General features: G+C 68.8%; 30 protein-coding genes, 1 tRNA gene and 1 pseudogene. 13 read left to right on the top strand and 19 right to left on the bottom strand.

From position 1 onward, the window contains the following. Window positions 1-9: 9 nt before the first annotated feature. Both CNR27_RS10640 and CNR27_RS10635 read right to left on the bottom strand, forming a co-directional pair. On the bottom strand, window positions 10-1,830 hold the full coding sequence (locus CNR27_RS10640) for a DUF885 domain-containing protein (protein WP_096298624.1): 1,821 nt from the start codon (window positions 1,828-1,830) through the stop codon (window positions 10-12). Window positions 1,831-1,901: 71 nt separating this feature from the next. Beyond that, entirely contained in the window at window positions 1,902-2,501 is a 600-nt protein-coding gene (locus CNR27_RS10635; RefSeq protein WP_096298622.1) for a nitroreductase family protein, read from the bottom strand. 262 nt (window positions 2,502-2,763) lie between these two features. Here CNR27_RS10635 and CNR27_RS10630 point away from each other — a divergent pair, with 262 nt between their 5' ends. Further along, on the top strand, window positions 2,764-3,300 hold the full coding sequence (locus CNR27_RS10630; protein WP_096298620.1) for a DUF2058 domain-containing protein: 537 nt from the start codon (window positions 2,764-2,766) through the stop codon (window positions 3,298-3,300). A gap of 69 nt (window positions 3,301-3,369) precedes the next feature. Here the strand turns inward: CNR27_RS10630 and CNR27_RS10625 are convergent, their stop codons facing one another. From CNR27_RS10625 to CNR27_RS10605, 5 genes are all read right to left on the bottom strand, one after another. After that, complete coding sequence (locus CNR27_RS10625; protein WP_179948169.1) at window positions 3,370-3,735, bottom strand: glycine zipper 2TM domain-containing protein; 366 nt, start codon at window positions 3,733-3,735, stop codon at window positions 3,370-3,372. A gap of 124 nt (window positions 3,736-3,859) precedes the next feature. Further along, window positions 3,860-4,660 (bottom strand): SDR family oxidoreductase, encoded by an 801-nt coding sequence (locus CNR27_RS10620; protein WP_096298616.1) that lies wholly within the window; start codon window positions 4,658-4,660, stop codon window positions 3,860-3,862. Between the two features lie 74 nt (window positions 4,661-4,734). Further along, a complete protein-coding gene (locus CNR27_RS10615; RefSeq protein ID WP_233580159.1) occupies window positions 4,735-5,013 on the bottom strand; it encodes a hypothetical protein in 279 nt (92 codons plus the stop codon). Between the two features lie 13 nt (window positions 5,014-5,026). Then, a complete protein-coding gene (locus CNR27_RS10610) occupies window positions 5,027-5,332 on the bottom strand; it encodes a YkgJ family cysteine cluster protein (protein ID WP_096298614.1) in 306 nt (101 codons plus the stop codon). A 550-nt stretch (window positions 5,333-5,882) separates the two neighbouring features. Further along, window positions 5,883-6,929, bottom strand: a complete 1,047-nt coding sequence (locus tag CNR27_RS10605) for an ROK family protein (RefSeq protein WP_096298612.1) — start codon at window positions 6,927-6,929, stop codon at window positions 5,883-5,885. A 73-nt stretch (window positions 6,930-7,002) separates the two neighbouring features. Here CNR27_RS10605 and CNR27_RS10600 point away from each other — a divergent pair, with 73 nt between their 5' ends. The 4 genes and pseudogenes from CNR27_RS10600 to CNR27_RS15935 all read left to right on the top strand — a co-directional run. Next, window positions 7,003-7,296: a hypothetical protein gene (locus tag CNR27_RS10600; protein WP_096298610.1), complete on the top strand. Its 294-nt coding sequence runs from the start codon at window positions 7,003-7,005 to the stop codon at window positions 7,294-7,296. A gap of 444 nt (window positions 7,297-7,740) precedes the next feature. Next, entirely contained in the window at window positions 7,741-7,917 is a 177-nt protein-coding gene (locus CNR27_RS10595) for a DUF1328 family protein (protein WP_096298608.1), read from the top strand. Window positions 7,918-8,056: 139 nt separating this feature from the next. Further along, entirely contained in the window at window positions 8,057-8,302 is a 246-nt protein-coding gene (locus CNR27_RS10590; RefSeq protein WP_096298606.1) for a DUF2789 domain-containing protein, read from the top strand. Window positions 8,303-8,570: 268 nt separating this feature from the next. Then, window positions 8,571-8,807 (top strand): annotated as a pseudogene (locus CNR27_RS15935) (hypothetical protein); the annotation flags it as partial. A 264-nt stretch (window positions 8,808-9,071) separates the two neighbouring features. On the opposite strand, the gene CNR27_RS10580 reads toward CNR27_RS15935, so the two are convergent. The 5 genes from CNR27_RS10580 to CNR27_RS10560 form a co-directional block, all read right to left on the bottom strand. Continuing rightward, entirely contained in the window at window positions 9,072-9,473 is a 402-nt protein-coding gene (locus CNR27_RS10580) for an MliC family protein (RefSeq protein WP_157745415.1), read from the bottom strand. A 96-nt stretch (window positions 9,474-9,569) separates the two neighbouring features. After that, window positions 9,570-9,980 carry an MliC family protein gene (locus CNR27_RS10575; protein WP_096298600.1) on the bottom strand — a complete coding sequence of 137 codons (411 nt, stop codon included), beginning with the start codon at window positions 9,978-9,980 and terminating at the stop codon, window positions 9,570-9,572. 453 nt (window positions 9,981-10,433) lie between these two features. After that, window positions 10,434-10,718 carry a DUF3247 family protein gene (locus CNR27_RS10570; protein WP_157745412.1) on the bottom strand — a complete coding sequence of 95 codons (285 nt, stop codon included), beginning with the start codon at window positions 10,716-10,718 and terminating at the stop codon, window positions 10,434-10,436. 60 nt (window positions 10,719-10,778) lie between these two features. Next, window positions 10,779-11,501 carry a Crp/Fnr family transcriptional regulator gene (locus tag CNR27_RS10565; RefSeq protein WP_096298596.1) on the bottom strand — a complete coding sequence of 241 codons (723 nt, stop codon included), beginning with the start codon at window positions 11,499-11,501 and terminating at the stop codon, window positions 10,779-10,781. Window positions 11,502-11,736: 235 nt separating this feature from the next. Beyond that, window positions 11,737-11,919: a CPXCG motif-containing cysteine-rich protein gene (locus CNR27_RS10560; protein ID WP_096298594.1), complete on the bottom strand. Its 183-nt coding sequence runs from the start codon at window positions 11,917-11,919 to the stop codon at window positions 11,737-11,739. Window positions 11,920-12,025: 106 nt separating this feature from the next. Here CNR27_RS10560 and CNR27_RS10555 point away from each other — a divergent pair, with 106 nt between their 5' ends. Beyond that, window positions 12,026-14,356, top strand: a complete 2,331-nt coding sequence (locus CNR27_RS10555) for an FdhF/YdeP family oxidoreductase (protein ID WP_096298592.1) — start codon at window positions 12,026-12,028, stop codon at window positions 14,354-14,356. Between the two features lie 232 nt (window positions 14,357-14,588). Here the strand turns inward: CNR27_RS10555 and CNR27_RS10550 are convergent, their stop codons facing one another. From CNR27_RS10550 to CNR27_RS10540, 3 genes are read right to left on the bottom strand one after another with little or no spacing between them, the layout of a single operon-like run. Next, on the bottom strand, window positions 14,589-15,653 hold the full coding sequence (locus CNR27_RS10550) for an ATP-grasp domain-containing protein (RefSeq protein ID WP_222843095.1): 1,065 nt from the start codon (window positions 15,651-15,653) through the stop codon (window positions 14,589-14,591). Next, window positions 15,650-16,861, bottom strand: coding sequence for a peptidase MATCAP family protein (locus CNR27_RS10545; protein ID WP_096298590.1), 1,212 nt, complete (start codon window positions 16,859-16,861; stop codon window positions 15,650-15,652). The genes CNR27_RS10550 and CNR27_RS10545 overlap by 4 nt, the downstream gene beginning before the upstream one ends. After that, a complete protein-coding gene (locus tag CNR27_RS10540) occupies window positions 16,858-17,715 on the bottom strand; it encodes an N-formylglutamate amidohydrolase (RefSeq protein ID WP_096298588.1) in 858 nt (285 codons plus the stop codon). Before CNR27_RS10540 ends, CNR27_RS10545 begins: the two co-directional genes overlap by 4 nt. Window positions 17,716-17,817: 102 nt before the next feature. Here CNR27_RS10540 and CNR27_RS10535 point away from each other — a divergent pair, with 102 nt between their 5' ends. From CNR27_RS10535 to CNR27_RS10520, 4 genes are all read left to right on the top strand, one after another. Continuing rightward, window positions 17,818-18,366, top strand: a complete 549-nt coding sequence (locus CNR27_RS10535) for a YaeQ family protein (protein WP_096298586.1) — start codon at window positions 17,818-17,820, stop codon at window positions 18,364-18,366. Window positions 18,367-18,459: 93 nt separating this feature from the next. After that, on the top strand, window positions 18,460-20,607 hold the full coding sequence (locus tag CNR27_RS10530) for a S46 family peptidase (RefSeq protein ID WP_096298584.1): 2,148 nt from the start codon (window positions 18,460-18,462) through the stop codon (window positions 20,605-20,607). A gap of 85 nt (window positions 20,608-20,692) precedes the next feature. Beyond that, the gene (locus tag CNR27_RS10525) at window positions 20,693-21,550 is read left to right on the top strand and encodes a PA4780 family RIO1-like protein kinase (protein ID WP_096298582.1); all 858 of its coding nucleotides are present in this window, start codon (window positions 20,693-20,695) and stop codon (window positions 21,548-21,550) included. 9 nt (window positions 21,551-21,559) lie between these two features. Continuing rightward, a complete protein-coding gene (locus CNR27_RS10520) occupies window positions 21,560-22,468 on the top strand; it encodes a pseudouridine synthase (protein WP_096298580.1) in 909 nt (302 codons plus the stop codon). Between the two features lie 104 nt (window positions 22,469-22,572). Here the strand turns inward: CNR27_RS10520 and CNR27_RS10515 are convergent, their stop codons facing one another. Beyond that, entirely contained in the window at window positions 22,573-23,823 is a 1,251-nt protein-coding gene (locus tag CNR27_RS10515) for a TIGR03862 family flavoprotein (RefSeq protein ID WP_245815603.1), read from the bottom strand. Between the two features lies 1 nt (window position 23,824). After that, on the bottom strand, window positions 23,825-24,163 hold the full coding sequence (locus CNR27_RS15745) for a VOC family protein (RefSeq protein WP_233580162.1): 339 nt from the start codon (window positions 24,161-24,163) through the stop codon (window positions 23,825-23,827). Window positions 24,164-24,278: 115 nt separating this feature from the next. Here CNR27_RS15745 and CNR27_RS10510 point away from each other — a divergent pair, with 115 nt between their 5' ends. Then, window positions 24,279-24,542, top strand: coding sequence for a DksA/TraR family C4-type zinc finger protein (locus tag CNR27_RS10510; protein ID WP_096298576.1), 264 nt, complete (start codon window positions 24,279-24,281; stop codon window positions 24,540-24,542). Window positions 24,543-24,627: 85 nt separating this feature from the next. Further along, on the top strand, window positions 24,628-25,668 hold the full coding sequence (locus CNR27_RS10505; RefSeq protein ID WP_096298574.1) for an AI-2E family transporter: 1,041 nt from the start codon (window positions 24,628-24,630) through the stop codon (window positions 25,666-25,668). A 22-nt stretch (window positions 25,669-25,690) separates the two neighbouring features. Here the strand turns inward: CNR27_RS10505 and CNR27_RS10500 are convergent, their stop codons facing one another. Beyond that, a complete protein-coding gene (locus CNR27_RS10500; RefSeq protein WP_096298572.1) occupies window positions 25,691-26,299 on the bottom strand; it encodes a mechanosensitive ion channel family protein in 609 nt (202 codons plus the stop codon). Between the two features lie 137 nt (window positions 26,300-26,436). Here CNR27_RS10500 and CNR27_RS10495 point away from each other — a divergent pair, with 137 nt between their 5' ends. Then, complete coding sequence (locus tag CNR27_RS10495) at window positions 26,437-26,820, top strand: DUF6165 family protein (RefSeq protein WP_096298570.1); 384 nt, start codon at window positions 26,437-26,439, stop codon at window positions 26,818-26,820. A 64-nt stretch (window positions 26,821-26,884) separates the two neighbouring features. Here CNR27_RS10495 and CNR27_RS10490 read toward each other — a convergent pair. Further along, window positions 26,885-26,960, bottom strand: a tRNA-Ala gene (locus CNR27_RS10490). Window positions 26,961-26,968 lie beyond the last annotated feature (8 nt).

The following is a 26,968-nucleotide window of genomic DNA, read 5'->3' as shown; positions in this document are numbered from 1 at the left end:
GGCGGCCTGTCACGCGGCCGCGGCAATGAACGCGTCGACCTCCCGCTCCAGCAGTTCCAGTGGCACCACGCCGGTCAGCAGCACGCGGTTATGGAAGGCGCGAGGGTCGAAACGGTCGCCGAGCGCATCGCGGGCCTTGTCGCGCAGGCGGATGATCTCGAGCTGGCCGATCATGTAGGACGTGGCCTGGCCGGGCATGACCACGTAACGCTCCACTTCCGAGGCCGGAATGCCGTAGTCGATCGCCTGCTCGCGGGTCCAACGCATCGCATGCAGGCCGGTGTCGACCACCAGGCGGCGGGCGCGGAACAGCTCGGCGTCGAGCTGACCCAGACGACCTTCAGGATCGCCCTCGTACCAGCCTTCCTCGGCCGCCACGCGTTCGGCGTAGAGCGCCCAGCCTTCGCTGAAGGCTGAGATGCCGCCCAGTGCGCGCACCTGGCGGAACTTCGGCAGCGCGGCGTTCTCGACCGACAACGCGACCTGGAAGTGATGCCCCGGCACGGTCTCGTGATAGACGAGCGTGCGCAGGCCGAAGTTGGTCAGCCGGTCCTGCCGCAGGGGCATCTGGTAGACGCCAGGCCGCGAGCCGTCGAGCGGCGGCGCCGTGTAGCTGGCGGCAGCACTCTCCCAGCGGTACTCGGGGTAGGGCTGGGCGATCACCTGCGAACGCGGGCGGATGTCGAACAGCGCATCGCTGCGCCGTTCGGCGTCGCGCATCATCGTGTCGATGTCGGCCATGATCGCGGCGCGACCGGCCTCGTCGTTGGAGTACGCGAGATCCTGGCGCAGCTGGCGCACGCGCGCTTCGACGCTGCCATCGGTGCGCCCCAGTCCACGCAGGATGCTGTCCATCTCCGCTTCGATGCGAGCGACTTCGCGCAGGCCGATGGCATGGATCTCCTCGGCGCCGAGCGAGGTCGAAGTGAAACGGCGCAGCTGATAGGCGTAGGCCTCGTCGCCGCCCGGCAGGCGCCACAGGCCGGCGTCGGCCGTGGTCCGTGGCAGCTGGGCTTCCAGTTCCGCGATCGCGCGCGACCAGGCCGGGTAGACGCCGGTCTCGACCAGCCGCGTGGCCTCGGCCAGGATCGCAGCCCGGGCCTTGCTGTCGATCGCCTCGACCGCCTGCAGGCGGGTATCGAGCGTCGCCACCAGCGGATTGCGCGCCGGCGCATCGCTGATGAAACGGCGCATCTGCGCGATCGTGGCCTCGACGATGAAGCGCGGCGGCAGGACGCCCCGCGCGGCCAGTGCCGATGCGCGCGCAGTGGCCTCGTCCATGCGCGTCTCGAACTGCGCGAGCCGGGCGAGATAGCTGTCGGCATCGGCGGCGCTGCGCACCGGATGCACGACGGTCATCAGGTTGGGCAGCGAGACGTTCGCGCCGCCGAACTGCTGCAGGGGAAAACTGAAATCGTCGAACCGGTCGCCTTCGATGATCTGACGCAGCTGCCAGTCCATCAGTTCGGCCGAGACGCGATCGGTGTCGGTCATGGTGGACCGGTCCAGCGTCGCCAGCTCGGCGAGCCCGCGTCGGGCAAGGGCGAGCGTCTCGGCGCGATAGGCCTCGGTCTGCGGCGTGAGCTCGCGATCCATGCGCGCCTGTTCGGCATCGTCGAAGTAGCGGCTGGCAGTGGATGCCGACGGCTGCCGGCGCATCCACTCGTCGGTGAAGCGTGCGAAGAACTGCGCCGCCGCGCTGTCGCCGTGCGCCACCGGTGCCTGTACCGCCTGCATCGGCGCAGTACCGGACGGGGAGGCGCACGCGCCGAGCAGGCTCGCGCAGGCCAGGGCGAGCGCAAGCGGGACGGGACGGCGGACTACGCGCATGGGGCACCTCGAACGGATAAAGAGCCTGCGATTCTACGCACGACCCCGACGGCGCCCGAAGCCCGATGCGATCAGCCGTGTACGCGGAACCGGAGCGCGTCGTCGATGAAGGTCTTCTCGCCGATCGGCCCGGCATGCGCGCCGAAGGGCATCTGCGCCCGCAGCGTCCAGCTCGACGGGATGTCCCACTCCGCGGCGGCGGCGGCATCGACGAGCGGGTTGTAGTGCTGCAGGCTCGCGCCGATTCCCGCCTCGGCCAGCGCCGTCCATACCGCGTACTGGGCGATGCCGGTGGAATGTTCGGACCACACCGGGAAGTTGTCGGCATAGAGCGGGAACTGCTCCTGCAGGGCGCGGATCGGCGCGCTGTCCTCGTAGAACAGCACTGTGCCGGCGCCGGCCGCGAAGCTGTCGATCTTCGCCTCCGTCGCGCCGAATCCATCCGCCGGCACGAGCGGACGGAGAGCGTCCTTGACCAGGTCCCAGAACTTGCGGCTCTCGGCACCGAACAGGATCAGCGCACGCGAGCTCTGGGAATTGAACGACGAGGGGCTCTGGCGCACGGCCTCCTTGATCAGGGCGGTGACATCGGCCTGCGGAATCGGCAGCTCCGATGCCAGGCTGTACTGGGTGCGGCGGCGTGTCGCAGCGTCGAGGAAGGCATTGGACATGGGGACGTCTCGGTGCGGAAGGGAATGGCGCCAGGCGGCGACAGATCCGCATGGTGAACCACGCACGAAAATAGAACGACCTTGTAGATCAGGAAGCATCGTTGCGTTAATCGACATGGTCGTATCCAGGCTCCGCCCAGGTCACCTCGGACTTCCGAGCGGTGGCAGGAGCCGAGCCCTCGCGGCGGATGTTCAGCCTGCACCCGAGGCACGCGGGTCCCAGCCGGTATCATCGACCCCGGACACCGTGGAAGAGACATGCATGCGCAATCCGCTGCAGGAACAGCTGTTGAAAGCAGGCCTGGTCAAGAAGGGCAAGCTGGCGGAAGTGGCGCGCGAGCAGACCCGCGCCCGGCATGGGAAGCAACCGGCCAAGCCCACCGAGTCGCAACGGGACGCCGAACGCGCCCGCCAGGAAAAGGCGGAGCGCGATCGGGAGCTTGCGCAGTCACGCAATGCCGAAGCGCGTCAGCGCGAACTGCGCGTGCAGGCGCGCCAGTTGATCGCGGACGGCCAGATTGCAGCACGTGGCGAGCGCGCGTACCGGTTCGAAGCGGACGGGGCAATCCGGACGCTGCTGGTGGACGATGCGCAGGCGCGCGAACTGGGGAGCGGGATGCTGGTCATCGCCCGTCTCGACGCGGGCCACGTGCTGTTGCCGCGGGCGCTGGCGCAACGGGTGCGCGAACGCGATCCCGGGTCCATCGTCGTCGATCATGGCGGCTCTCCGGCTGCCCCTCCCGGCACCGATGACTACGAGGATCCCAGATTCGCGGTGCCCGACGACCTCGTCTGGTAGTCCTGCGGCTTGCCGGCGCAAACGGGCCGGCGCAAGGCCGGCCCGTCGGTGTCGCTTGGAGTGCAGCGGTCAGCGCTGGACGCGCTGACAACGGGTCTCGATGACACGGTCGCCGCTGGCCTCCTGACGGTTGCCCTGGACGTTGCGGCCGATCGCGCCACCGGCGACAGCGCCGCCCACGGTTGCGAGCTTGCGACCGTTGCCGCTGCCGATCTGGTTACCGACCAGGCCGCCGATCACGGCGCCGGCCGCGGTACCGCCCACGCGATTGGGATCCGAGGTGCTGCGCCGCACCTCCACGTCTTCGCAGACCACGCGGCTGCCGTCGTTGAAACGGCGGCCTTCATCCTCGGGTCCGTAATTCTGCGCGTGGGCCAGGGTGGTACCGGCCAGCGCCAGGGCACCGATGGCGGCAAGCATGCGGATGGATTTCATGGGGTTCTCCGGGCAAATGACCGGGCCGATGCTTGCAGGGCGCTTCTTTGCGGCAGGTGAAATGCGCGACCGGTCGCGGCTGTGGTTCAGCCAGGGGATCGAAAGCGAGGGCTCCGCGCCCACGTCATACGTACTGCATCTTCCGCGTCATTCCGCCATCGACGACGATGTTCTGCCCGGTGATGAAGCCGGCCGCGTCCGACAGCAGGAAGACCGCAAGCGCGCCGATGTCCGGCGGCTGGCCCACGCGTCCTGCCGGATGCTGCGCATGGTCCCGGCGCAAGAGCTTCGGCGCCCTGCGCGCGGTGGGTTTCCGCCAGCCTTCGGTGGCGATCCAGCCCGGGCTGATCGCATTGACGCGGACGTCCGGACCTTCGCTGATTGCCAGCGCATGGGTGAACGCCACGATGCCGCCCTTGGCGGCGGCGTAGGCCTCGGTGTGCGGCTCGGACTGCAGCACCCGGCTCGAGGCGATGTTGATGATCGCGCCGCCTGCCTTTCGAAGTTCCGGCAGGGCGTGCTTGCTGCACAGGAACGTGCCCGTCAGGTGGCCGTCGATAAAACGCCGCCAGTCGGCGAGCGGCAGCTCGGACAGCGTGGCGATCTCCGGCGAGGCGGGGCCGGCGTTGTTGACGAGGCCGTCGATGCGCCCGAATGCGATCAACGCCCTGGCCACGAAGCCGCGGACCGAGGGCTCGCGGGCGACATCCAGCGGCAGGAAGCGGGCACGCTCGCCCACGGCCCACTCGCTCAGACAGGCGCGGCCTGCGTCGCGGTCGAGGTCTCCGATCACCAGGCGCCCACCGGCGCCCAGCACCGCCTGGGCAATGCCGCGGCCGATGCCCTGCGCACCGCCGGTGACCAGCACCACGCGGTCGCGCAACGGGGCGGGATCGCAGGGTTCGATCGGAGGAAGCAGGCTCATCTCGATGCCTTCGGAAAAGACGGCATCGAGTCTGGCAATACCGGCATCGACCTGCGGTCAACGCCGGACGCGGCTCAGCTGGAGCGGCGCTTCCGCGGTGCCGCTTCCGGCGCTGGCGGCGCAGGTGGGGCGTCGACCTTGGTCAGGGTGCGCGTGGTGCCGAGCACTTCGATCCGCCCGCCGGATTTGCGGAACTGGGCGAGATCGCTGGCGATGCGCTCGCTGGTCATCGACGCGCCACGCTCGTTGGGCTTGCGGCCGCCGGCGAACAGATGGCGCGTGTTGGACTGCGAAGGCGGGGGCTGGGACGCCTGGGGCGCGGATGGGGCGGGTGGGTTCTTGGCACGGGTCATCCCGTGGTCTCCTTCAATACATGACCAGCGGAATTCCACGACCACCACGGTCGAGGTAATCGGCGCGGATCTCGCGGCAATAGGGACCGTCCATGGCAAAACGTCGGCAGACGTCGGGACGGCTCTCGTAGATCGAACAACACATGCGGCCGGCATCGATTGCCACACACCAGCCTTCGTCATCGCGGGCCATGACCGACAGCCCGGCCTCGGTGACGTCGGTGAAGCGCGCGGGGACGTCGTCACCGGACTGCAGGACCACCGTCAGGCGGCAGCAGACTGCGTCGCAGCGGTTGCAGTCGCTGGGACCGCCACTCACTGCAGCCGCCCGAGTGCGCGGCGAGAATGCGGCGCGCGGCCGGGTGGCAGCGCCGAGGTGTCGATCTCAATGCCTTCGCGCGATCCGTGCAACTCCTGTGCGACCGGTAGGCGGTCCGCCGGGGGGCGGCGACAAGGATCGCAGGTCAAGACGCCCAATAGGCGTCTGCCTGCCACCTGCACCTGTTCCATCGCCAGCGCGGGCAGGCGACGGGACGGCCAGGGGCGGCTGGACAAGGACCAGCGCAGCGACGGGATCGCCAGCTGTGGCCCAGGACCATGGCCGTGGGCATCGGCATACCCGCACTGCTGCAGATCGCCGAGTACGCGACGCCGGTCGGCAGGGCCACCGACTTCGACGGTTACGACACGTGGGGAATAACCGGGCACGATGCTTCCTGTGAGCGGAGCCCCGGGCGGGGCGGTCACGCGGGAGAGGAAGCGAGGCGGGCGACGGCTCAGGTCGCGCGGAGCGCACGAAACGGGCGCGGGCCCGATAGGCGAGCATAGCATCCGGCGGCCCTGCGGCCCTGGTGCCGCCGTGGCGCGGTTCAGCTGGGCAGGTTGGTATAGCTGGCGTTGCCGAGCCCGGTCCCGATGGTCAGGACGCCCCAGCGTTCCACACCGGCCATGCGCGCAGCCTCGCTGAGCCCCTGGACCACGGCATCGTTGTGCAGCAGGACGCGCGGAATCTGCCTGCCGACACGGTCCAGGCGTTGCCGCACCTCGGTGGCAAGGTCGAACCCGTCGGCCTGCCAGTCGCCGGGCAGGTTCTGGGCACCGTGCAGGATGCGTCCGTCCGCAGCGATCTCCCCCGGGCACGCGATACCGACGAACGGAGCCAGCCGCAGGCCCAGCGTGCGGGCGTGTGCGAGCAGGCCGTTGAGCATCGCCGCCATCCGGGTCACCGCCTCGTCGCGATCCGGGCTCTCGACAGCGTGCCGCCACTGGCTGCGTTCGAGCACCCGCGCCTTCCTGCCATCGGCACGAATGTCGAGCTGTGGCGAGACGATGCCGCACCGGATGTTGGTGCCGCCGATGTCGACGGCGAGGAAGGCCTCGTACCTGTGGGTGGCCGCGGGCGCCAGCGGCACCCAGCCGAGCAGGCCGGCGTCGTCACCATCATGCTGGAGCATCGAGAGCTCGACTCCGGCGCGCTGGAGCTTGAGCAGGCGTGCCGCCCGCCGCACCGACAGCGCGCCGGCGCGGCAGCCGGGAAAACCACCGCCGATGACGATCCGGCGCACGCCGCGCCATTCGTCGGTGACGAGGAAGGCGCGCACGACGCCCGCGAGCTGATGCGCATGGTCTTCGACCGCCGCGTGCACCAGATGCGCGGCGTCGGCGTTGCCCCCGACCAGCACCAGATCGATGTCGGCCTTGCTGATCGCGTCGGTGGGCGTGCGCCCGAACGGATCCCGTTTGCCGGTGAAGTGGTAACGTCGCCGCGCATCGAGATAGCGACGGAATGCCGTCTGGCTGGCCCGGTCGCCAAGAAAGCCGTCCCCGTCGGGATCGCCGAGGGCGAGGTTGCTGCTGTCGATGCGCAGTCCGGGCAGGCGCAGCGCAGCGTGGCGGTTGCGGGGGTCGCGTGGCATGACCGCACTGTGAGAGGGTGGCGCGCGCATCGTCGGTGCTACACGCGTGGCGGGGCGTGAGGGTTTCACTGGCATGGCGGCCAATCCCGCACGCGCAGCCCGGATACCCCCATTTCCCACCCGCACATGTCAGCGCCTGGCGGGCGCGGCTGCGGGCCTGCTGGGTTTTGTCGCGAGTGCGCTCGCATTGCATCTGCTGCGCCCGGATCTGGATCCGGTCGCGAGCCAGATGAGCCTGTATCTGATCGGCGACCGGGGTGCGCTGCTGCAGGTGGCGTATGTCGGGCTGGGGCCGGGCGTGGCCGCGCTCGGCTGGGGCCGGCGGCGGCGCATATGCAGCAGGCGCGCAGCAGCGCGGCATTTCTGATGCTCGTGCGTTCGGGCGTCTCGCTGTCAGTCACCGCTTACGCATGGATGGATCTGCCCGGCGTCGACCGATCACTGGAAGGACTTGTCTCCGGCGTCTCCGCGCAGGCCGCATTCCTGTTCGCTACGACGGGAATGCTGCTGCAGTCATTGGGTTCCTGCACGATCCGGCGTGGCGATGCGCTGCGCGCTGGGCCATTCCGTGGGCGCTGCTGTGCTTTACATCGATCTCGATCCTGGCGCACTGGCGGGATGCCCCGCGTGGGCTTGCCCAGAAGTCGGTGATCCTTTTGCTCCTCGGCTGGTTGGCAGGCGCCACCCGGGCGCTCATGGCGGGGACGCGGACGCCGCCTCCACTGACCCATTCACGTCTTCCGCACTACAGGCATCCGAGACTCCGGCCACTGGCGACGCACGAGCGCGTCGCCTCGAAGGAGAACGCAACATGATCAAGTGGGCCATCATCTTTGCCGTCATTGGTCTCATTGCCGGTGCTCTCGGTTTCGGCGGCATCGCCGGCGGCGCGATGGGTATCGCGAAGTTCCTGTTCTGGGCCGCGATCATCATCGCGATCGTGCTGTTCGTACTGGGCATGACGGTCGCGAAGAAAGTCGTCAGATAGCCGCAAGCAGAGCATGCCGCGCTACCGGACCGCCCGCCTTGTCGGGCGGTCCGCATTTGTGGCGTCCTGTGGGCCGGACCAGGGCCGGCGCGACACGCGCTACGCTCGGGCCGCCCCGCCATCACATGCAAGGACACTCATGGAGCAGCCCGTACACCCCTTCTCCGAACTCTTCGCCCAGCTCGGCCTGGCTGACGACGAAGCCTCCATCCGCAGTTTCATCGCCACCCACGCGCCACTGCCGGAGGGAATGCGTCTGGAAGAGGCGCCATTCTGGACGCCGGCGCAGGCACAGCTGCTGCGTGAGGAGCGTCTGGAAGACGCCGACTGGATCGTGGTGATCGACCAGCTCAACGTCGCGATGCACGCGACGCCGCAGTCGTGACCCGGCATGCATGGCGCGCGTGCGTCGCCGCGCTGCTGGCGTGCGCAAGGTTGCAGGCGAACGCGTAGGCCCCGCGCGGTGCTCCGCCGGTCGCCTTCATCGGTGTCGATGTACTGCCGATGGATCGCGACGTCCGGCTGCAGTGCCAGACCGTGCGGGTCGAGGACGGCAGGATCACGGCGTTGGACGCTGTGGACAGCGTGGAGGTTCCCGCTGATGCGACGCTGATCGACGGCGCCGGCCGTGTGTGGTGCCGGGCCTGGTGGAAATGCACGGCCACGTGTCGGGCGATGACGACCCGGCCTATGTGCTCGGCTCCGATGCGCAATTCTTCGACGTGCCCGGCTTCTCGGTCCATCGCGAAATGGGCCTGATGCGTCAGGCCGGCCTGACGCCCCACGAAGGGCTGGTCACCGGCACGCGCAACGCGGCCCGGGCCCCCGGTACGCCCGAGACGTTCGGCACCGTGGCCGTCGGCCGACGCGCCGACCTCGCGCTGCTGGCCGCCGATCCGCGCGCGGACATTGCGCATGCGCAGCGGCCGCTCGGTGTGATGGTCCGGGGCGCTGGTGGCCACGGGCGGCGCTCGACGCACGCCTCGCCGAAATCGAGGCGCGTCAAGCGCAATGAGGGACGTCACCCGGCCATCGCGCATGGTGCGATGGCCGGGCACGGATGCGGCAGCGAACCGTCGGTCGGATGCGAGGCGGCCGCGGCGATGCAGGAACAGGCGGCGTTCCGCGGCGGCAGACGTTCCACCGCGGTCCGGTCAGGCCGGCGCTGCTTCGTTGCCGGCGCAGGTGCGATCCGGGTGATCGGGCCGCATCAGCAGCGCACTGTCCCGGCTGCGTGTCCACAGTTGGTTCCCGGTCTCGTCCACGTACTTCGTGCCCTGGGCGCCGTCTTCGGTGCGCAGGAGGAACGTCGAGCCGTCCACCGCGATGCTGACCTGGCCCTGGCCATCGAACGAGGCGTCGACCAGCGTGCCCTCGCAGTCGTAATGCATGATCCGCGGCGAAGGTCCGGTCTCGGGCGGAGGGGGTGCTGAGGCGGGCGGGGTCGTACTGCCGGCGTCGGCGGTGTCGGCCGCGCTGGCATCGTCCTGCGACGGGGAACAGCCTGCGAGCGCGAGGAACAGGCTCGCGGTCAATACGGGGCACAACACACGCATGGGTCGTCTCCTTGCCTTCAATGGACCGGATCGACGCGGGGGAGTGGGGGAGCCGGGTCAGCTTACCTGTGCCGGCGTGCCGAGTGAATCGCCTGGTCAGTAGACGCGCGCGCAGTTGCGCTCGTGCTGGTCATGCAGGCGCAGGCGGGCCTCGTCGTCGCCGTGGCGCCAGAAGGCGTTTCCGTCCGCATCGGCGAAACGATCGCCCTGTGAGGCGTCGCTTGCGGGCAGTTCCAGGGTGGCGCCGTCGACGACGAACCTGGCACGTGCGTCCTCAGCCTCGCCTTCCACGGCGAGGGTGATCCGCAGGCCCTCGCAGTCGTATTCGACCGTGTTCGACGGTGTGGTCTGGGCCTCGCGCGCGGCCAGCGAGCCCGTGGGTGCTGCGTCTTCCGAGGCAGCGGGGGGCGAGGGCGCTGGCGTGAGTTCGGCGGTCGCCGTGTCCGATTCGGTACTGCACGCGACAAGAGTGAGCGCGAGCAGCAGAACGACGGGTGCGGTACGCATACGGAATCCTCGTGAGCGCGGGGCGGGCAGCAGGCTAGGCAGGCGCTCGTGAACAGCGGGTCGCAGCCGGCGCACGATCGCCACAACGCGAACCCGCGCCGGCGCAGCCGGCTTGACCACGTCGCTGCCATGCAAATGGACGACCCGACTGGCGACGGCGCGTGCGACGGCTGGCCGGAGACCCTGGGCCGGCCGCTTCCCGCTGCCAGACAAGCTGGTCCCGGCTCAGGCAGCGAGACCCGCAGCGGGAAGCGGTGCCGGTCGGCGCCGCTTCCCGCTGCGGCGACCGCATCCAGGAAGTCGCGACCCCAATGCTCGACATCGTAGCGGGGCAGCGGGCGGCTGCGATGGCGAGCAGCCGCTCGCCACGTCCACCAGAGCCGTTCCGGCCGGGTTGGGCCGGGTCAAATCCGTGATGCTCCGGCAGCGAATCGCCGACCAGAGCCAGCGTGCTCAGTCCGTTCCCAGTCGCTCGATGTCGCGCACGTCACTGAGCCAGACGTACTGCGGCGTCTGCCGCGGTTCCACGGCGTCCAGGCGCAGCAGCGCGTTATGGCCTTCCTCGCCGGCATCGTTGCGGAAGGCTTCGATGGTGGGACGCACCGCGACCACACCCTCGACCACATCGGAGTCGCGCGTCACCCGGACGATGGCTTCGTCGTCGAGGAGGGTGATCCAGTGTTCGATCTTCGCCACCGCATCGCGGCTGGTAACGAGGGTCGGGGGTTGCTGGCTCATGCGCGTCTCCTGGTGCGAGCCTTGCATGCTGCATTGACCGCCGAAAACGCGAAGTGAGGGTCAGCCTTCGTTCGCCGGCCGCAGCAGGCGGTCGTACTCGGTCCGCACCACGCCGTAGCATTCGCAGGATCGGGCGAGCAGGCAGTCGCGGTCCATCACCTGGATGACCCCGCGGCTGTAGCGGATGCAGCCCTCTTCCTGCAGTCGACGTGCGGCCTCGGTGATGCCCTCGCGGCGTACACCCAGCAGGTGCCCGATCTGCTCCTGGGTCATCTTGATCTCGACCGATCCCACGCGGTCGTTGACCAGCAGCAGCCAACGCGAGAGCTGCTTGTCGACCGTGTGATGCCGGTTGCAGACGCCGGTCAGCGCGGTCTGGGTGACCAGCGCCTGGACGTAGCGCAACAGGATCTGCTGGAACGCGCCACCGCGCTGGAACTCGCGCAGTGCGAACTCGCCGCGCATCGCCAGGGCCTCGCCCCCCACTTTGACCACGGCGCGGGTCGGCGTGCTGCGCGCGCCGGTGAGCAGGCCGATGCCGACCATGCCTTCGTTGCCGACCATCGCGAACTCGCTGGTATCGCCGCTTTCCAGTGCGTACATCAGCGAGACGATGCCTTCGCGCGGAAAGTACAGCGTCGTCTGCGCCGCATGGGCCTCGTGCAGCACCTTGCCGGCCGGCATGTCGACCAGCTGGATCTCGCCATCGAGGCGATCGCAGACATCCTCGGGCAGGTCCTGGAGCAGCCCATTGAGCGGCGCCCATGGCGCTTTCTTTTTCATGCGGATCGGCAAGGTCTACGCTGGACGAACAGGAGCGGATTCTCCCGACTGAATGCGGGCACGTATGTGCGGCAACGCGCATAAAGAATTGTGAAGGCGGTGTGATAGGTCGCCTTTTGAATCGTACCGGTCCGGCCGACGTGTATCCATCGCACCCCGGGTGAGCCCAGGCCTCCGCATCCCGTACCCCTCCACCCAATGGAGCGCCCGATGAGCGTGAGGCGTGATGGCCACTTCAGTCGCCCCGGCCGCCCTGCAATCGGTAGTCATCTTCCGTCCCGACGCGCAGCTGCATCTCGATCGGACGACAGCAGACCGGGCAATCCTCGATGTAGTCGGCGGCGTCTGCGCTCGCGTCGACGAGGGTCTCGAACCGTTCGCCGCACCACGGGCAGCGCATGTGGGCGATGGCATCCATGGAGGAAGTATGCCGGCACCTCCTCCTGGTCCCGTGACGCCGATTTTCACGGAGTTGGCAGGTCGTCTGCGCGAGGGTGGTGCGTCATGTAGATGACGGAGCCGCCATGAGCCAGCCAACGCCAAGCTTCATGCCATACAAAGCGCCCGCGGGCGGCTGGGGCTCGGTCCGATCCCTGCTGCGTCATGGGCTCGGCGAAGGCGCGCGAACGGCGGAAGGCGCGCGCCAGCTGCAGCGCCAGAACAAGGTCGACGGCTTCGCCTGTGTAAGCTGCTCCTGGGCCAAGCCGGCCGAACCTCACCCGTTCGAATTCTGCGAGAACGGAGCAAAGGCGACGCTCTGGGAGCTCGACAAGCGTCGCGTCGATGCCGGGTTCTTCGAGCGGCACACGGTCAGCGAACTGCTCACCTGGGCCGACCACGATCTGGAAGCACAGGGCCGACTGGTCGAGCCGATGCGCTACGACGCGTCCAGCGACCGTTACGTCGGAATCTCGTGGGAGGAGGCGTTCGCGATCGCGGGCCGTGTGCTGCGCGACATGGCGCCCGAACGCGCCGTGTTCTATGCCTCGGGCCGCGCTTCGCTCGAGACCTCCTACATGTACGCGCTGCTGGCACGGCTCTACGGCAACAACAATCTGCCCGACAGTTCCAACATGTGCCACGAGAGCACCTCGGTCGGCCTGCCGCGCAGCATCGGTGTGCCGGTGGGCACGGTGCTGCTGGAAGACTTCGACCACTGCGACTGCATCCTTTCGTTCGGCCAGAACGTCGGCGTCAACAGCCCGCGCATGCTGCATCCGTTGCAGGAGGCCGCGCGACGCGGCGCCGACATCTTCACCTTCAACCCGCTATACGAGCGCGGCTGGGAGCGTTTCACCAATCCCCAGGAGCCGCTGGCGATGGCCACCGGCACATCGACGCGGATCAGCAACGCCTACTTCCCGGTACGCGCCGGCGGCGATATCGCGCTGCTGCAGGGCCTGGCGCGGGCGCTGCTCGATCTGGATGACGCGGCGCGCGCGCGGGGCGATGCCCGCGTGCTGGATGTCGAGTTCATCGAAAGCCATACCAACGGCTTCGACGCGTTCGAGGCCTGGCTGCGCGCTGCCGACTGGCAGCGGATCGAAACCGAGAGCGGCCTGTCGCGCGACGATATCGAATCGGTCGCTGCGGTCTACGCACAGGCCAAGTCGACGATCCTGATCTACGGAATGGGCCTGACCCAGCACCGTCATGGGGTCGACAACGTCCGCATGCTGTGCAATCTCGCCCTGATGCGCGGCAATATCGGCCGGCCCGGTGCAGGCATCTGCCCGGTGCGTGGCCACTCCAACGTGCAGGGTCAGCGCACTGTCGGGATTTCCGAAAAGCCCGAGCTGGTGCCATTGGACCGGTTGTCCGAACAGTACGGATTCGAGCCGCCGCGCGAGAAGGGGCTCGACACCGTGGGCACGGTGGAAGGCATCCTGGACGGCAGCGTCGAAGCCTTCATCGGGCTGGGCGGCAATTTCTCGCGCGCGGCGCCGGATACCGCGCGCCTCGAACCCGCGTGGCGCGGTCTCGCGCTGAGCCTGCAGGTCGCCACCCATCTAAACCGCAACCATCTGCTGTGCGCGCGCGAAACCCTGTTGCTGCCGTGCCTGGGGCGGATCGAGGAGGACGTGCAGGCGACCGGCGCGCAGCACGTCAGCATCGAGGACAGCACCACCTGCATCCATGGCTCGCTCGGTATCAGTCCACCGGTCGCTGACACGCTTCGCTCCGAACCCGCGATCGTCGCCGCGCTGGCGCAGGCGATCCTCCCGCCCGAGCGGGCTGCCCTGGTGCCATGGGAACAATGGGTCGGGGACTACGCGCAGGTTCGCGGTGCGATCGAGGCGACGTATCCCGACCAGTTCCGCGACTTCAATGCGCGCTTGCACACGCCCGGTGGATTCCCGCGTCCGGTCGCGGCGCGCGAGCGGCGCTGGGAGACCGAGAGCGGCAAGGCTGAATTCCACGTGCCGGAGGTGCTGTGCGCAACCGGTTTCGAAGACCGCGCGGGCCGGTACCGCCTGATCACGGTGCGCAGCAACGACCAGTTCAACACCACGGTCTATGGTTACCGCGACCGGTTCCGCGGCATCGAAGGCACCCGCCGCGTGGTGCTGATGCATGAGGACGACATCGCCGCGCTGGGCCTGGACGAGGGCGAACACATCACCCTGGTCGCGGATTTCGATGATGACCCTGAAGTGCGCGAGGTGGGGGGGCTGCGGCCGATCCCCTATCGGATTCCGCGCGGCTGCATCGCGGCCTACTACCCCGAGTGCAATCCGCTGATCCCGGTCTCGCATCACGCGGTCGACAGTCACGTGCCTGCAGGCAAGTCGGTGCCGGTGCGCATCCGCCGTGGCGCGGGCGCGCCGATCCCGCCGGGCCCGGCGCCCGAGTGACACAAACGGGCGGCCCGCATCATGCGGGTCGCTTCGTCTGCTTAGGTTGCAACGGCATCGGGCGGAGACCGTCCGGCCCTCGCGGCTTTGGCTGCGTATGGGGCCGCCTCGTGTGCGCCGGGACAGCACCTCGCCTACGGGCGCTCAAGCTGCCGAAAACCGCTCCGTCTGGCTAACCACAGGCCGGTCGCGATCAGCGTCGTGCAATGCCGATCGTAGGCCGGCGCTTTCGCTAGAGCATCGCGAGTTCCACGTTGGTCAGCGTGCGGCCGTAATGCTCGCGCAGCCGCAGCTTGCGCTCCAGGTCGTCGATGATGTGGCCGGAGAAATCCAGCCCGGTCAGTTCCTCGACCATGTTGATGCCGCCCGGGGTGTCGACGTTCACCTCCATCAGCTTGTCGCCGACGATGTCGAGACCGACGAAATACATGCCGTCGCGGATCAGCTTCGGCGCGACCAGATCGGCCAGTCGCAGTGCGTCCGCGTCTGGCACCGCCATCTCGTACTTGCCCCCGGCGCTGATGTTGCTGCGCGCGTCGCCGCTGTCGTTGTATCGGCGGATGCAGGCGTAGGTGCCGTCGACCTCGAGCGGGCGGCCATTGAGCATCAACAGGCGCAGATCGCCGTCCTTGGCCTTGGGCAGGTATTCCTGGGCGATCGCGTAGCCATCGCGGATCACCGCGTCGATCATCTGGTTGAGGTTGCCGCCGCTGTCGGGGGTGATCACGAACACGCCTTGGCCGCCCGAGCCCTGCAGGGGCTTGACGACTCCATAGCCATCGCGGTCGGTGATGAATTTCTTGATCTCCTCCGGATCCCGGCTGATGCAGGTCACCGGTCGGACTTCTTCCGGAAAGTGCTGGAAATAGGTCTTGTTCGAGGCGTCGGTCAGATGCGAAGGGTCGTTGAGCACCAGGGCACGGCGCAGCCCGGCCAACTGCGCGAACAGCAGACCGCTGGACGGCGCCCACGGCCGTTCCGCCATCTCCACCGCGGGGTCACTCCGCAGCATCAGGACATCGAGGTCGTCCACCGACACCTGCACCGTCTCGCAGTCGGTCGACTGGATGTCGGCGAGCAGCGCGGCGTCGTCGGTGTAGTCGGGGCCGCAGGGCACGTAGGCCTTGGCCCGTACCGTGCCGCTCGGGTCGTAGGTGAAATCCCCCAGTCCGATCAGCGAGACCTGGTGCCCGCGGCCCACGGCCGTACGCGCGAGCCGGATGGTGGTGTAGTTGTCCTGTTCGGTGGCGACATCGTTGACGACGAAGCCGAGGCGCATGCTGCGCGTCTCGCTCATGCGGTGTGCTCCTGGGGGCGGTGCGACTGGTAGAGGCGTTCGACCGGCGTCTGCCGACACGCGGCAAGCCGATCACGGAAATCGGGGTCGGTGGTGTAACGGGGCAGCAGGGCCGGCGGCACGATCCAGCCGTCATCGACCAGTGCCTCCAGCAGTTCGAGTTGCGGCAGGGCGAACTTGCCCAGGAACAGCGTGTCGAACTCGCCGCCCGCTTCGAGATAGGCGAGCAGGTCGCGCAGGCCGCGCAGGTACACCGCATCCTTGGTCAACCCGCCGCCGCGGCGCGCGCGCACCGCCACATCGAAGGCTTCGTCGGTCGGCATGCCGTGTGCCTCGTGCAGGCAGGCGAAGATCGCCGGCAGTTGCGCGCCCGACGCCGCCATGGCCGTGGCCACCACCCGCGCGGCGAGGATGCGCAGCCGCGCTCCCGGGAGGTAGCCGGACAGGTATTCGCCCAGCACGCCGAGGCCCTCCTGGGTCGGGTCGTACTGGGCCAGTCCGACCTCGAGCTGCCGCAGTGCCTGTTGGCGGCCGTTGTGCCGGGTCACGACGTGGGTGCCGATCTCGTGCTGGATCAGCGGACGCACCCGCGCCCGCGGCAGGCGGATGTTGCCATCGATGTAGAACGTGCCATGGGACACCATCAACGAGGAGCTGATGTCGGTGTCGATGACGACGTCGATATGGAAGTCCGGCGCCTGCGCGCGGTACCAGGCGATCTCGTCCTCGACCTGGCTGCGCACCTCGTCGATGCCGCAATCGGCCGGCAGGGGGTCGCCCGGGGGAACGGTCGCGAGGATGCGGTCGGCCAGTTCGACCAGTTCCGGTTCCACCGCGCCGAACAGGGCGACGCTGGCCTCGATGAAATCCGGCCGGTCGCGTTGCTCGACCAGGTCGATCATCCGGGAGAGCTCGCCCTGCTTCTCGACCAGAAGCGCCTGCAGTGCGGGAGGCTGCACCTCGGTCATGGGCAGCGCCGCCAGCTCGTGCCGGAGCGCACCGAAATCGATCTCCAGGTCCACGTAGCGCAGCACCGGCTCGGAGATGCGGCCGCTGCCGTCGAAGGCGTTCCACAGGCCCGGGGTGTCGATCGGCGACAGGGCCAGCAACCAGTCGAGGCGGGCATCGAGTGTTGACAGCGTGGCGTCGATCTGCGCCGCAAGCTCCGGCAGTGGCCGCGCCACCGGTCGCTTCACCGCTGGGCTCATGCCAGGAACTCGGGGCGCACGGCATCCACGGCGTGCTCGAGGCCGTCGCGCAGTGCATACAGCGCCGGCATGTCGGCCTTGCCGGTCCACTCGTCCATGAAGATCTTCTTGTACTCGGGCGAGATCGTGCAGACCTTGTCGCCCCAGTGCGCATAGACCCACTCCGGGAAATGGCCGCCCGTCGGGAAGCGGACATTGCAGCGCACGTCGGGCAGCGCGCCACGGACCGGGTGACGGCGCAGCACGTTGGCGAAGCGTCGGGCGGTGTCGCCCCAGCGGTCGGCATCGAGCGTGGTGATGCCCAGTTCGATGTCGGGATTGGCGTCCTGCGCGGCAGGCGCGGCGTCGGGCCCGTCGCGCCGATGGTTGTAGCTGTGGATGTCGATCAGCAAGGCGCTGCCCCAGCGGGCAACCGTGCGGTCGATCAGTTCGCCGACCATGTCGTAGAAGCGGTCGTGCAGGGCGAGCGAGGCCTGGAGTTCTGCCTCGTCGAGTGGCGCCTTCCATACATCGAGGCCCCAGCACGCCTCGGGCGTGGCGTAGACGGCCTCGGCGCGCGGCCGGTTGAGGTCGACCTCGAACCGCGACTGGCGCACACGCAGGCGCGTATCGCCGACCTGGGTCAGCAGACTGGTGAGGGGGTCTTCCTCGCGCCAGCGCGCCTCGTCGTCGAGGGCAACGCGCGCGCGCAGCGATTCACGCAGGGCATGGCCATCGTGGATCGCGGTCGCGATGACCGGACCGTCGGTGACGACGAGATCCCATGCGTCGCCTGGTGCCCGCAGGGCGGGTGGCGTGGTGTCGGAGAAGAGTGAGGTGGGGAAAGATCGGCGTGCATCTGGCATGAAATGCATGCTGGCAGGCGGCGGATCACGGCCTCGTGACTGGGCGGCATTCGGGCCTTGACGCGTGACTCACATACAATCCGCGCCTTCGTTTCGTGCAGGGTTCTTCCGATGTCGCCCAAGGCCACCGTCTACAAAGCCGAGCTGCAGGTCAGCGACATGGACCGGCATTACTACGCCTCCCACGATCTGGTGCTGGCACAGCATCCGTCGGAGACCGACGCGCGCCTGATGGTGCGCCTGATCGCGTTCGCGCTGTTCGCCGACGAGCGCCTGGAATTCGGTCGTGGACTGAGCAACGAAGACGAGCCGGATCTGTGGCGCCGTGACTACACCGGCGATATCGAGCAGTGGATCGATCTGGGTCAGCCCGACGAAAGCCGCATCCGCAAGGCCAGCGCCCGCGCCCGCCAGCTGGCGATCATCAACTACAGCGGCAATGCCGCCGCGATCTGGTGGGAGCGGATCGCCAACTCGCTGACCCGACTGAAGAACCTCACCGTCATCGACCTGGATCCCGCCTCGGTCGAGGCGAGCACGCGCCTGCTGCAGCGGAGCATGCGCCTGACCGCGATGATCCAGGACGGCGAACTGCAGCTGATGAGCGATGTCGAGACCATCGCGATGACGCCGACCTATCGGGTCCGTCCCGCCGACTGAGGCGCAGTGTGTGGGCGGACGTGACCTGTGGCCGTTGCTGCGGGGCGCGCTGCTGGCTAAGGTCGCGGGCTGTTCTCTTGCCCGGTTGTCCCCATGCCTGTCCGTCGACCCGCCGTTGCTGCCCTTGCGGCCGGCCTTCTCCTGTCCGCGATCGCCCATGCCGACGAGGGCATGTGGATGCCGACCCAACTGCCCGAGCTGGCGAAGCCGATGCGCGCCGTCGGTTTCCGCGGTGATCCGCGTGCGCTGGCCGATGTCACCGCACCGCCGCTCAGCGCGGTGGTCAAGGTTGGGGGCGGAACCGGCGCTTTCGTGTCCGGCGAGGGGCTGCTGCTGACCAATCACCATGTGGCTTACGGGGTGATCCAGTACAACAGCACGCCCGGGCGCGACATCATCGAAGGCGGTTTCATCGCCGAGGGGCGTGGCGATGAGCGCCCCTCGAATCCGGATTTCCGCGTGCTGGTCACGATCGGTTTCGACAAGGTCACCGACGAAGTGCTCGAGCACGCGCGCGGCACCACCGGCCGTGCGTACTTCGACGCCGTTGATGCCGCCAGCAAGCGCATCGTCGCCGAGTGCGAACAGGCCGGGAATGTGCGCTGCAGCGTCGCCAACATGTACTACGGCACCGATTTCTACCGCATCACCCAGCTCGAGCTGCGCGACGTCCGCCTGGTCTACGCACCGCCTCGCGCGATCGGCAACTACGGCGACGAGATCGACAACTTCATGTGGCCGCGGCACAGCGGCGACTTCACACTGCTGCGCGCCTATGTGGGGCGCGACGGCAAGCCCGCCGACTACAGCGCCGACAACGTGCCCTATCAGCCGCCGGCGCACCTCCAGGTGGCGCGCGAGGGGCTGCAGGCGGGCGACTACGCGATGCTCGCCGGCTATCCGGGCACGACCTTCCGCCACCGCACCGCGGCCGAGTTCGCGCACCAGGTGCAGGCGACGCTGCCGCAGCGCGTGTCGGTGTTCGACGCGCTCATCGATGCGCTCGAGGCCGCCGGCTCGGCCGATGCCGACGTGCGCACGCGCTATGCCTCGCAGCTGCAGTCGCTGAAGAACAACCGGAAGCGTGCGGCGGGCGAACTCGAAGGCCTGCAGCGCAGCCGTGCGGTCGACCAGCGCAGTGCCGACGAGGCCGCGATGCTGGCCCGGACCACGGGCGACGACCTTGCCACGATCACGCAACTGCAGGCGATCCTCGCCGACGCCGCAGGTCAGGGTGAGCGCGATCTGCTGCTCGGCCTGGTCGCCTCGCAGACCCAGCTGATGCGCTCGGCGCTGCTGCTGGAGCGTCTGCGGATCGAATCCGCCAAGCCCGATGAGATGCGCGAGTCGGGCTACCAGCAGCGCGACCAGGCATTGCTCGAAGGCGTGCTGAAGCAGGTGCAGCGGCGTTATGCGCCGCAGGCGGAGAAGGCCTTGCTCACGGTGCTGCTCGGGCGCTACCAGCAGCTTCCCGACGCGCAGCGCGTACCCGCTTTCGATGCCGCGTTCGGCCGCACGCCAGAAGCCCTCGAGCGCGTGCTCGACCGCGTCTATGCGGCGACATCGCTGGGCGAGGAGCCGGCGCGGCTGTCGCGCTTCGCCGCCGCGCGCGACGGTCGCCCGATGGCCGACGACCCCCTGCTGGCGCTCGCCGCGCCGCTGGTGGCCGCGCAGCTGGAACTCGAGGATGCGCGCAAGACCCGCGACGGCGAGCAGTTGCGGCTGCGTCCGGCCTACATGCATGCCTTGTTCGACTGGCGCGCTTCGCAGGGGCGGGCGGTCTATCCCGATGCCAACGGCACGCTGCGCATCAGCTACGGCCGCGTCGAAGCGCTGTCGCCGCGCGACGCGGTCGCGTTCTCGCCGGTGACCACGGTCGCCGGTATCGTCGAGAAGCACACCGGCCAGGCCCCGTTCGATGCGCCCGCACCGTTGCTGGAGGCGATCGCGGCCGAAGATTTTGCCGGGAACGCCGATCCAGCGCTCCGGACCCAGCCGGTGAACTTCCTGACCAACCTCGATACCACCGGCGGCAATTCCGGCTCGCCGGTCCTCGATGCACGCGGGCAGGTGGTCGGCCTGAACTTCGACAGCAACTGGGAGTCGGTCAGTGCCAGCTGGTGGTTCGATCCGCGCACCAAGCGCGCGATCCATGTCGACATGCGCTACATGCGCTGGCTGATGGGCAAGGTCTATCCGGCGCCGGCGCTCCTCGAGGAAATGGGGCTGCCGACGCCCTGAGCGAGGTGCCGCAGTCGGGTGCCGTTCGGGTGCCGGCGCCGGTTTGGCCGCACAATACGCGGCCATACCGGAAGCCATCGGCCCCATGAAGATCCCGCAGGGACTGCAGCCACTGATCGAGGACGGCATCATCGACGCCGTGCTGCGTCCGCTCAAGAGCGGCAAGGAGGCCTCGGTGTACGTCGTCGAGGCTGGCGGCGAGGTGCGCTGCGCGAAGGTCTACAAGGACATGGCGCAGCGCAGTTTCCAGGCCCGCGTGCAGTACCAGGAGGGCCGCAAGGTCCGCGGCAGCCGCGAGCAGCGGGCGATGGGCAAGGCGACGAAGTTCGGCCGGCGCGAGCAGGAAGCTGCCTGGAAGACCACCGAGGTCGATGCGCTGTATGCGCTGGCCGACGCCGGCGTGCGCGTGCCGCAGCCGCACGGCTTCTTCCATGGCGTGCTGATCATGGACCTGGTGACCGATGGAGAGGGCTTCAGCGCGCCGCGCCTGGCGGAAGTGGAGCTTGAGCCCGAGCAGGCGCGCGAATGGCACGAGATGCTGGTGCGCGACGTGGTGCGGATGCTGGTGCTGGGCATGATCCACGGCGACCTGTCGGAGTACAACGTGCTGGCGACACCGGATGGTCCGGTGCTGATCGATTTTCCGCAGGTCGTCAGCGCCGCCGGCAACAACGCCGCGCGCGAGATGCTGCTGCGCGACGTGCACAACATCCGCGAAACCCTGGCGCGCTTTGCGCCCGAGCTCGCCGATACGCACTACGGCGAGGAAATGTGGGCGTTGTTCGAAGCCGGTGAGCTGCGCGCCGATTCGCCGCTGACGGGCAGTTTCGTCTTCGACACCCGCAAGGCCGACACCGAGTCGATCCTGTGGTCGATCGAGGATGCACGCCAGGAGGCGGTGATCCGCCAGCAGGGGCGTGAAGAGGCCGATGCGGCCGACTGAACGCCGGCGATGAGCCGACCCGCGTTCCCGCCGCGGGACGGGGTGCCGGCCAGCCGGCTGCAGCTTCCGCCCGGCCCATGGACCACGGTGCTCGAGGCGCTCGTCGCGAAGTTTCCCCGGATCGGCGATGCCGCGTGGCGCGATCGCATCGCGCGCGGCTTGGTACTCGCCGCCGACGGCAAACCGGTCACGCTGGACACGCCGGCGCGCCCCGGCGCCGAGATCGGCTATTACCGCGAGGTGGCCGAGGAGCGCGCGATCGCCGCGCGCGAAACCATCCTGCACGTCGACGATCACCTGGTCGTCGCCGACAAGCCGCACGGGCTGCCGGTGGCGCCGACCGGGAGCTTCGTCACCCAGACGCTGCTGACGCGGCTGGTGGCGACACTGGGCAACCCTGCGCTGGTGCCCCTGCACCGGATCGACCGGGAGACTGCAGGGCTTGTGATGTTTTCCGCGGCGCCTGCGACGCGCGGCGCCTACCAGGCACTGTTCCGCCAGTCCCGGATCGCCAAGACCTACGAAGCGCTCGCGCCCGCGTTGCCGGGCGTCCGTTTTCCGCTGGTGCGCCGGAGCCGGATCGAAGCTGGCGAACCGTTCTTCCGCATGCGCGAAGCCGACGGTACGGCCAACAGCGAAACCCGCATCGACGTGCTCGAGCGCGGCGAGCCCCACTGGCGCTATCGCCTGTCGCCGGTGAGCGGGCGCAAGCACCAGCTGCGCGTGCACATGGCCGCGCTCGGCGCGCCGATCCTGCACGACCCCTGGTATCCGGTGCTGCGCGAGGCCGATGACCCCGCCCGGGCACCGTTGCAGCTGCTCGCGCGTGCGCTCGCGTTCGATGATCCGATCGATGGACGCAGCCGCGTTTTCGAGTCCGGGCTGGAACTGGACGCAGGATCCGGGCCAGGCATCTGAGACTACGTGGGCGCAGGGCACCCGCTTCGGGTCGGGCCGGCCGCGCGACGGTCGCGGCCGCGCCGACGGCGTGGGCGGTGTGCAGCCGACCAGCGCCAGCGCGGCTATGCCGGGTTGGCTGGCCCCCGCAACCACGCCAGCACGCCGTCAGCGGCCACCGCGGCGCTCGCATAACAGGCGGTCAGCAGATAACCGCCGGTCGGCGCTTCCCAGTCGAGCATCTCGCCGGCGACGAACACGCCGGGCAGAGCCTTCAGCATCAGATCGTCGGTGACGGCTTCGAGGCGCACGCCACCGGCGCTGCTGATCGCCTCTTCGATCGGGCGCGGGCTGCGCAGCCGCAGCGGCAGGCGCTTGATCGCGGCAGCGATACGCGCAGGGTCCTCCAGGGCCGGGCGATCGAGGTGCTCGAACAGCAGGGCGGTCTTGGCGGCATCCAGCCCGGTCGCGCGACGCAGGTGCTCGCCGATGCTGCGCCGGCCGCGCGGCCGCGCGAGGTCCTGCGTGAGCCGGGCGAGGTCACGGCCGGGCGCCAGGTCGATCTCCAGCAGCGCGCTGCCGTCGCGGGCGATCGTGTCGCGCAGGGCGGCGGAGATCGCGTAGATCGCGCTGCCCTCGATGCCGGTCGCGGTCAGTACGCATTCCCCCTGCAGGCTGCAGGCCTGGCCGTCCAGACCGGTCCAATGCAGGACCACCGGCTTGAGCGGCGCGCCGGCGTGGCGCTCGGCGAGATGCGCGCTCCAGCCGATGTCGAATCCGCAGTTGGCCGGCACCAGCGGCGCGACATCGACACCGCGCGCGGCGAGGATCGCTTGCCACGCGCCGTCGGATCCGAGCTGCGGCCAGCTCGCGCCGCCAAGTGCCAGCAGGCTCGCGTCGGCGACGTGCGCAACCGGCCCGTCGGGCGTTTCGAAGCTCAGTGCACCGGCTGCGTCCCAGCCCGTCCAGCGATGCTGCACATGGAAGCGCACGCCGTCCTCGCGCAATGAGCGGACCCAGCCGCGCAGCAATGGCGCGGCCTTCAGATCCTCCGGGAACACGCGCCCCGAACTGCCGACGAAGGTGGGCACGCCGCGGGCCGCGGCCCAGTCGCGCAGGGCGCCGGCATCGAAGCGCTCGAGCCAGCGGCCGACGTGCGGCGCGCGTGTGCCATATCGCGCATCGAATCCGGGACGCGGCTCGGAATGGGTGAGATTGAGACCACCCTTGCCGGCGATCAGGAACTTGCGACCTACCGAGCCTTTGCCTTCGAACAGATCGACCTGCAACCCGGCGGCGCGCGCGCGCTCAGCGGCGAACAGGCCGGCCGGCCCGCCACCGACGATGGCGAGCCGCGGGGGGATGGCGCCAGACACCTCAGCTGCCCTGCTGGAACGCCAGCACGTATCCGTTGCAGTCGAGGATCGCGAACTCGCGGGCCCCGTACGGCATGTCCTGCAGAGGCCAGGCAAGCTGGGCCGCGCCCTGCATGCGGGCGAAGCACGACTCGACATCGTCGACGGTGAAATAGAGGGTGCCGGTCAGCGTCGGCGCGCGATTCCACAGGTCGGCGCCGGTGAACACCAGGCGCCCGCCGTGGCCGGTGACAGTGACGGTCTCGCCGGCCGAATGGGTGACGGTGAAGCCGGGCAGGGCGTCGTAGAACGCGCGGGTCCGCCCGGGATCGGCGCAACGCAGCAGCAGGGTCAGCGACATATCGGTCCTCGCAGTTCGGTCGCACGCATTATGGACCGCCGCGGTGGCTCATCCTGTCGCGACGGCGCACTTGCTAGGGTCTGCACTCGTCGTTGCGACATTCGAGGAGTCGGTCATGGCCACGGGCTGGGCGGGTGATGGCGCGGTGCAGGACCAGATCGATGCCACGGTGAAGGATGCGATCGAACGCGCCCGCAGCAAGCTGCGCAGCGGGCCCGGACTTGCCCATTGCGAGGAATGCGATGCGCCGATTCCCGAGGCGCGGCGCAATGCGGTGCCCGGCGTACGCCTATGCGTGGACTGCCAGGCGGCGCACGACAGCGACGCGGCGCACAGCGGCTTCAACCGCCGCGGCAGCAAGGACAGTCAGCTGCGCTGACGTGAACCTGCACCGCGCATCGACGCGGCGCGTGGGATAACGACCCGCGCCGTCGCCCGACGGCCCGTGCCCCAGGGAGTCGTGGATGCCGCAGTCGCAGGATCTTGTTCCATTCACCCGCAAGGTCCTGATCGTCCTCGCGCTCGTCGTTCTTCTCGTGCTGGCCTGGGCGTTGCTTCCAGTGTTCATGCTGGTATTCGGCGCGGTCGTCGTCGCCGCGTTGTTCCTGTCGCTGGCGCATCTGCTGCAACGGCTGGTGCCCGTCGGCGACGGACTGGCACTTGCTATCGTCCTGATCCTGCTCGGCGGGGGGCTGGCGCTGCTGCTGTGGCTCTTCGGGGCGCAGGTATCGGGCGAGATGTCCAAACTCACCGAGGCGTTGCCCGGCGCATATGCACAGTTCGAGCAGTGGCTGGATGGGACCAGCCTGGGTGCGTTCGTCAGCGACCAGCTCGAGACCCTGCGCGACAGCATGGGCCGCATTGTCAGCAGCGCCGGCGCGATCGCGATCACCGTCTCCGGCGGCGTGGTGGACATGTTCCTTGTGCTGGTGGGTGCGATCTATATCGCCGCACAGCCGCAGATGTACCGCAACGGCCTGCTGTTGCTGGTGCCGCCCAGCGCGCGCGCAGTGGCGGGCGATGCCCTCTCCGCGAGCGCCGCGGCGCTGCGGCTCTGGCTGGGCGGGCAACTCGTCGCGATGCTCGCGGTGGGCCTGCTGACCGGGCTGGGCCTGTGGCTGCTGGGCGTGCCGGCCCCGTTCGCGCTCGGACTGATCGCATTCCTGCTTGATTTCGTGCCGATCGTCGGGCCGATCGCGGCCGCCATCCCGGGCATCCTGCTGGGCTTCACCGTGAGCCCGCAGATCGGGCTGGCGACCGCGGCGCTGTACCTGGTGATCCAGCAGATCGAGGGCAACCTGTTGCAGCCGCTGATCCAGCAGCGCGCGGTGGAACTGCCGCCGGCGGTGCTGCTGTTCTCATTGGTGATCTTCGGCAGCCTGCAGGGCACCGTCGGTCTGCTGCTCGCCGCGCCGCTGACGGTGGTGCTCTACGTGCTGGTCAAGCAGCTGTACGTGCGCGAGACCTTGGGCACCGAGGTGAGTGTGCCGGGGGAAGACCGATAGGCACCGCCCGGCGCGGGGCAGCTCAGACGTCGAGCGGATCGACTGCGCCGCCGCGGCTGCGCGCGGTCGGCAATGCGCCCCCGCGCCACCGGCGCAGCGCCCGCTGGAAGAACAGGCTGTTGGGGATCTGCAGGCTGGTGCCGGCACCATCGCCATCGTCGCTCTCGCGCAGCGTGGTGTAGATGAGGTTGATGTCCACGACCTGGCCGCGCAGCCCGGGCTTCTCGCCGTTCTCCAGCAACTCCACATGGTCGTAGAGCCGGAACGGGCGCGTGGTCAGGATCAGCATCGTGCAGAAGATGTTCGACAGCACGCTCCAGGCGGCAAAGAACGCGACCGCCGCAACCGCGGCAAAGCCGGTGAACGCGGTCCACAACACCGTCCCCGACACGCCCAGGCGCTCGAGGACCATCAGCAGCGCGCCGGCATAGATCAGGAACGAGCTGACGCGGCGCGCACCCACGACCGCTTCGGCCGGCAATGTATAGCGATGGCCTATACGCGCGATGAGCCGGCGCATGCACACGCGCAACAGCCAGGCGGCAAGCACGATCAGCAGGATCTGCGCGACCGGCAGGAAGAGGTCGATCCAGTCGTGCAGCCAGACGGGCAGGCGATGCTGATAACGCACGGGTGCTCCACGTATGGCGCCGATCGCGCCGGCGCGCAGTTTACGCCGCAGGCGAGATCCCCAGCACCGCTCCGGGCCGGCCAGGCGATCGCGGCGCTACCATGGCCGGCCCGCGTACATGCATTAGAGGACTTTCCATGAGCACGATCCTGGCCCCGGTCTCGATCGGCGAACTCGCCGACAAGATCACCATTCTCGAGATCAAGGCCGAGCGGATCGCGGACCCGCAGAAGCTGCAGAACGTCCGCACCGAACTCGATGGCCTGCTGCCGCTGTGGGCGCCGCTGGCAGCCGCGCAAGCCGAAATGACCGAGCTGAAGACCGCGCTGCGGGCCGCCAACACGCGCATGTGGGACGTCCAGGATGCGTTGCGCGCGAAAGAGGCGGCGCAGGATTTCGGCGAGGAATTCATCGATCTGGCGCGGGCGGTCGCGCGTCACAATGGAGACCGCGTCGAACTCAAGAACCGGATCAACCGGCTTGCGGGCTCACGCTTCGTCGAGGAAAAGCAGTACCGCTGACCGGGACGGTTGCCCGGAAAGCAGAAAAGCCAGGACCTGGGTCCTGGCTTTTCTGCGGTATCCATGGTGGAGCCAAGGAGGATCGAACTCCTGACCTCGTCGATGCGAACGACGCGCTCTCCCAGCTGAGCTATGGCCCCATGGTGCG

Source organism: Luteimonas chenhongjianii, from assembly GCF_002327105.1.
In the GTDB taxonomy this organism is placed as follows: domain Bacteria; phylum Pseudomonadota; class Gammaproteobacteria; order Xanthomonadales; family Xanthomonadaceae; genus Luteimonas; species Luteimonas chenhongjianii.
Note: the sequence above shows the minus strand (reverse complement) of the source record. Positions and strands in the feature narration are given on the sequence as shown.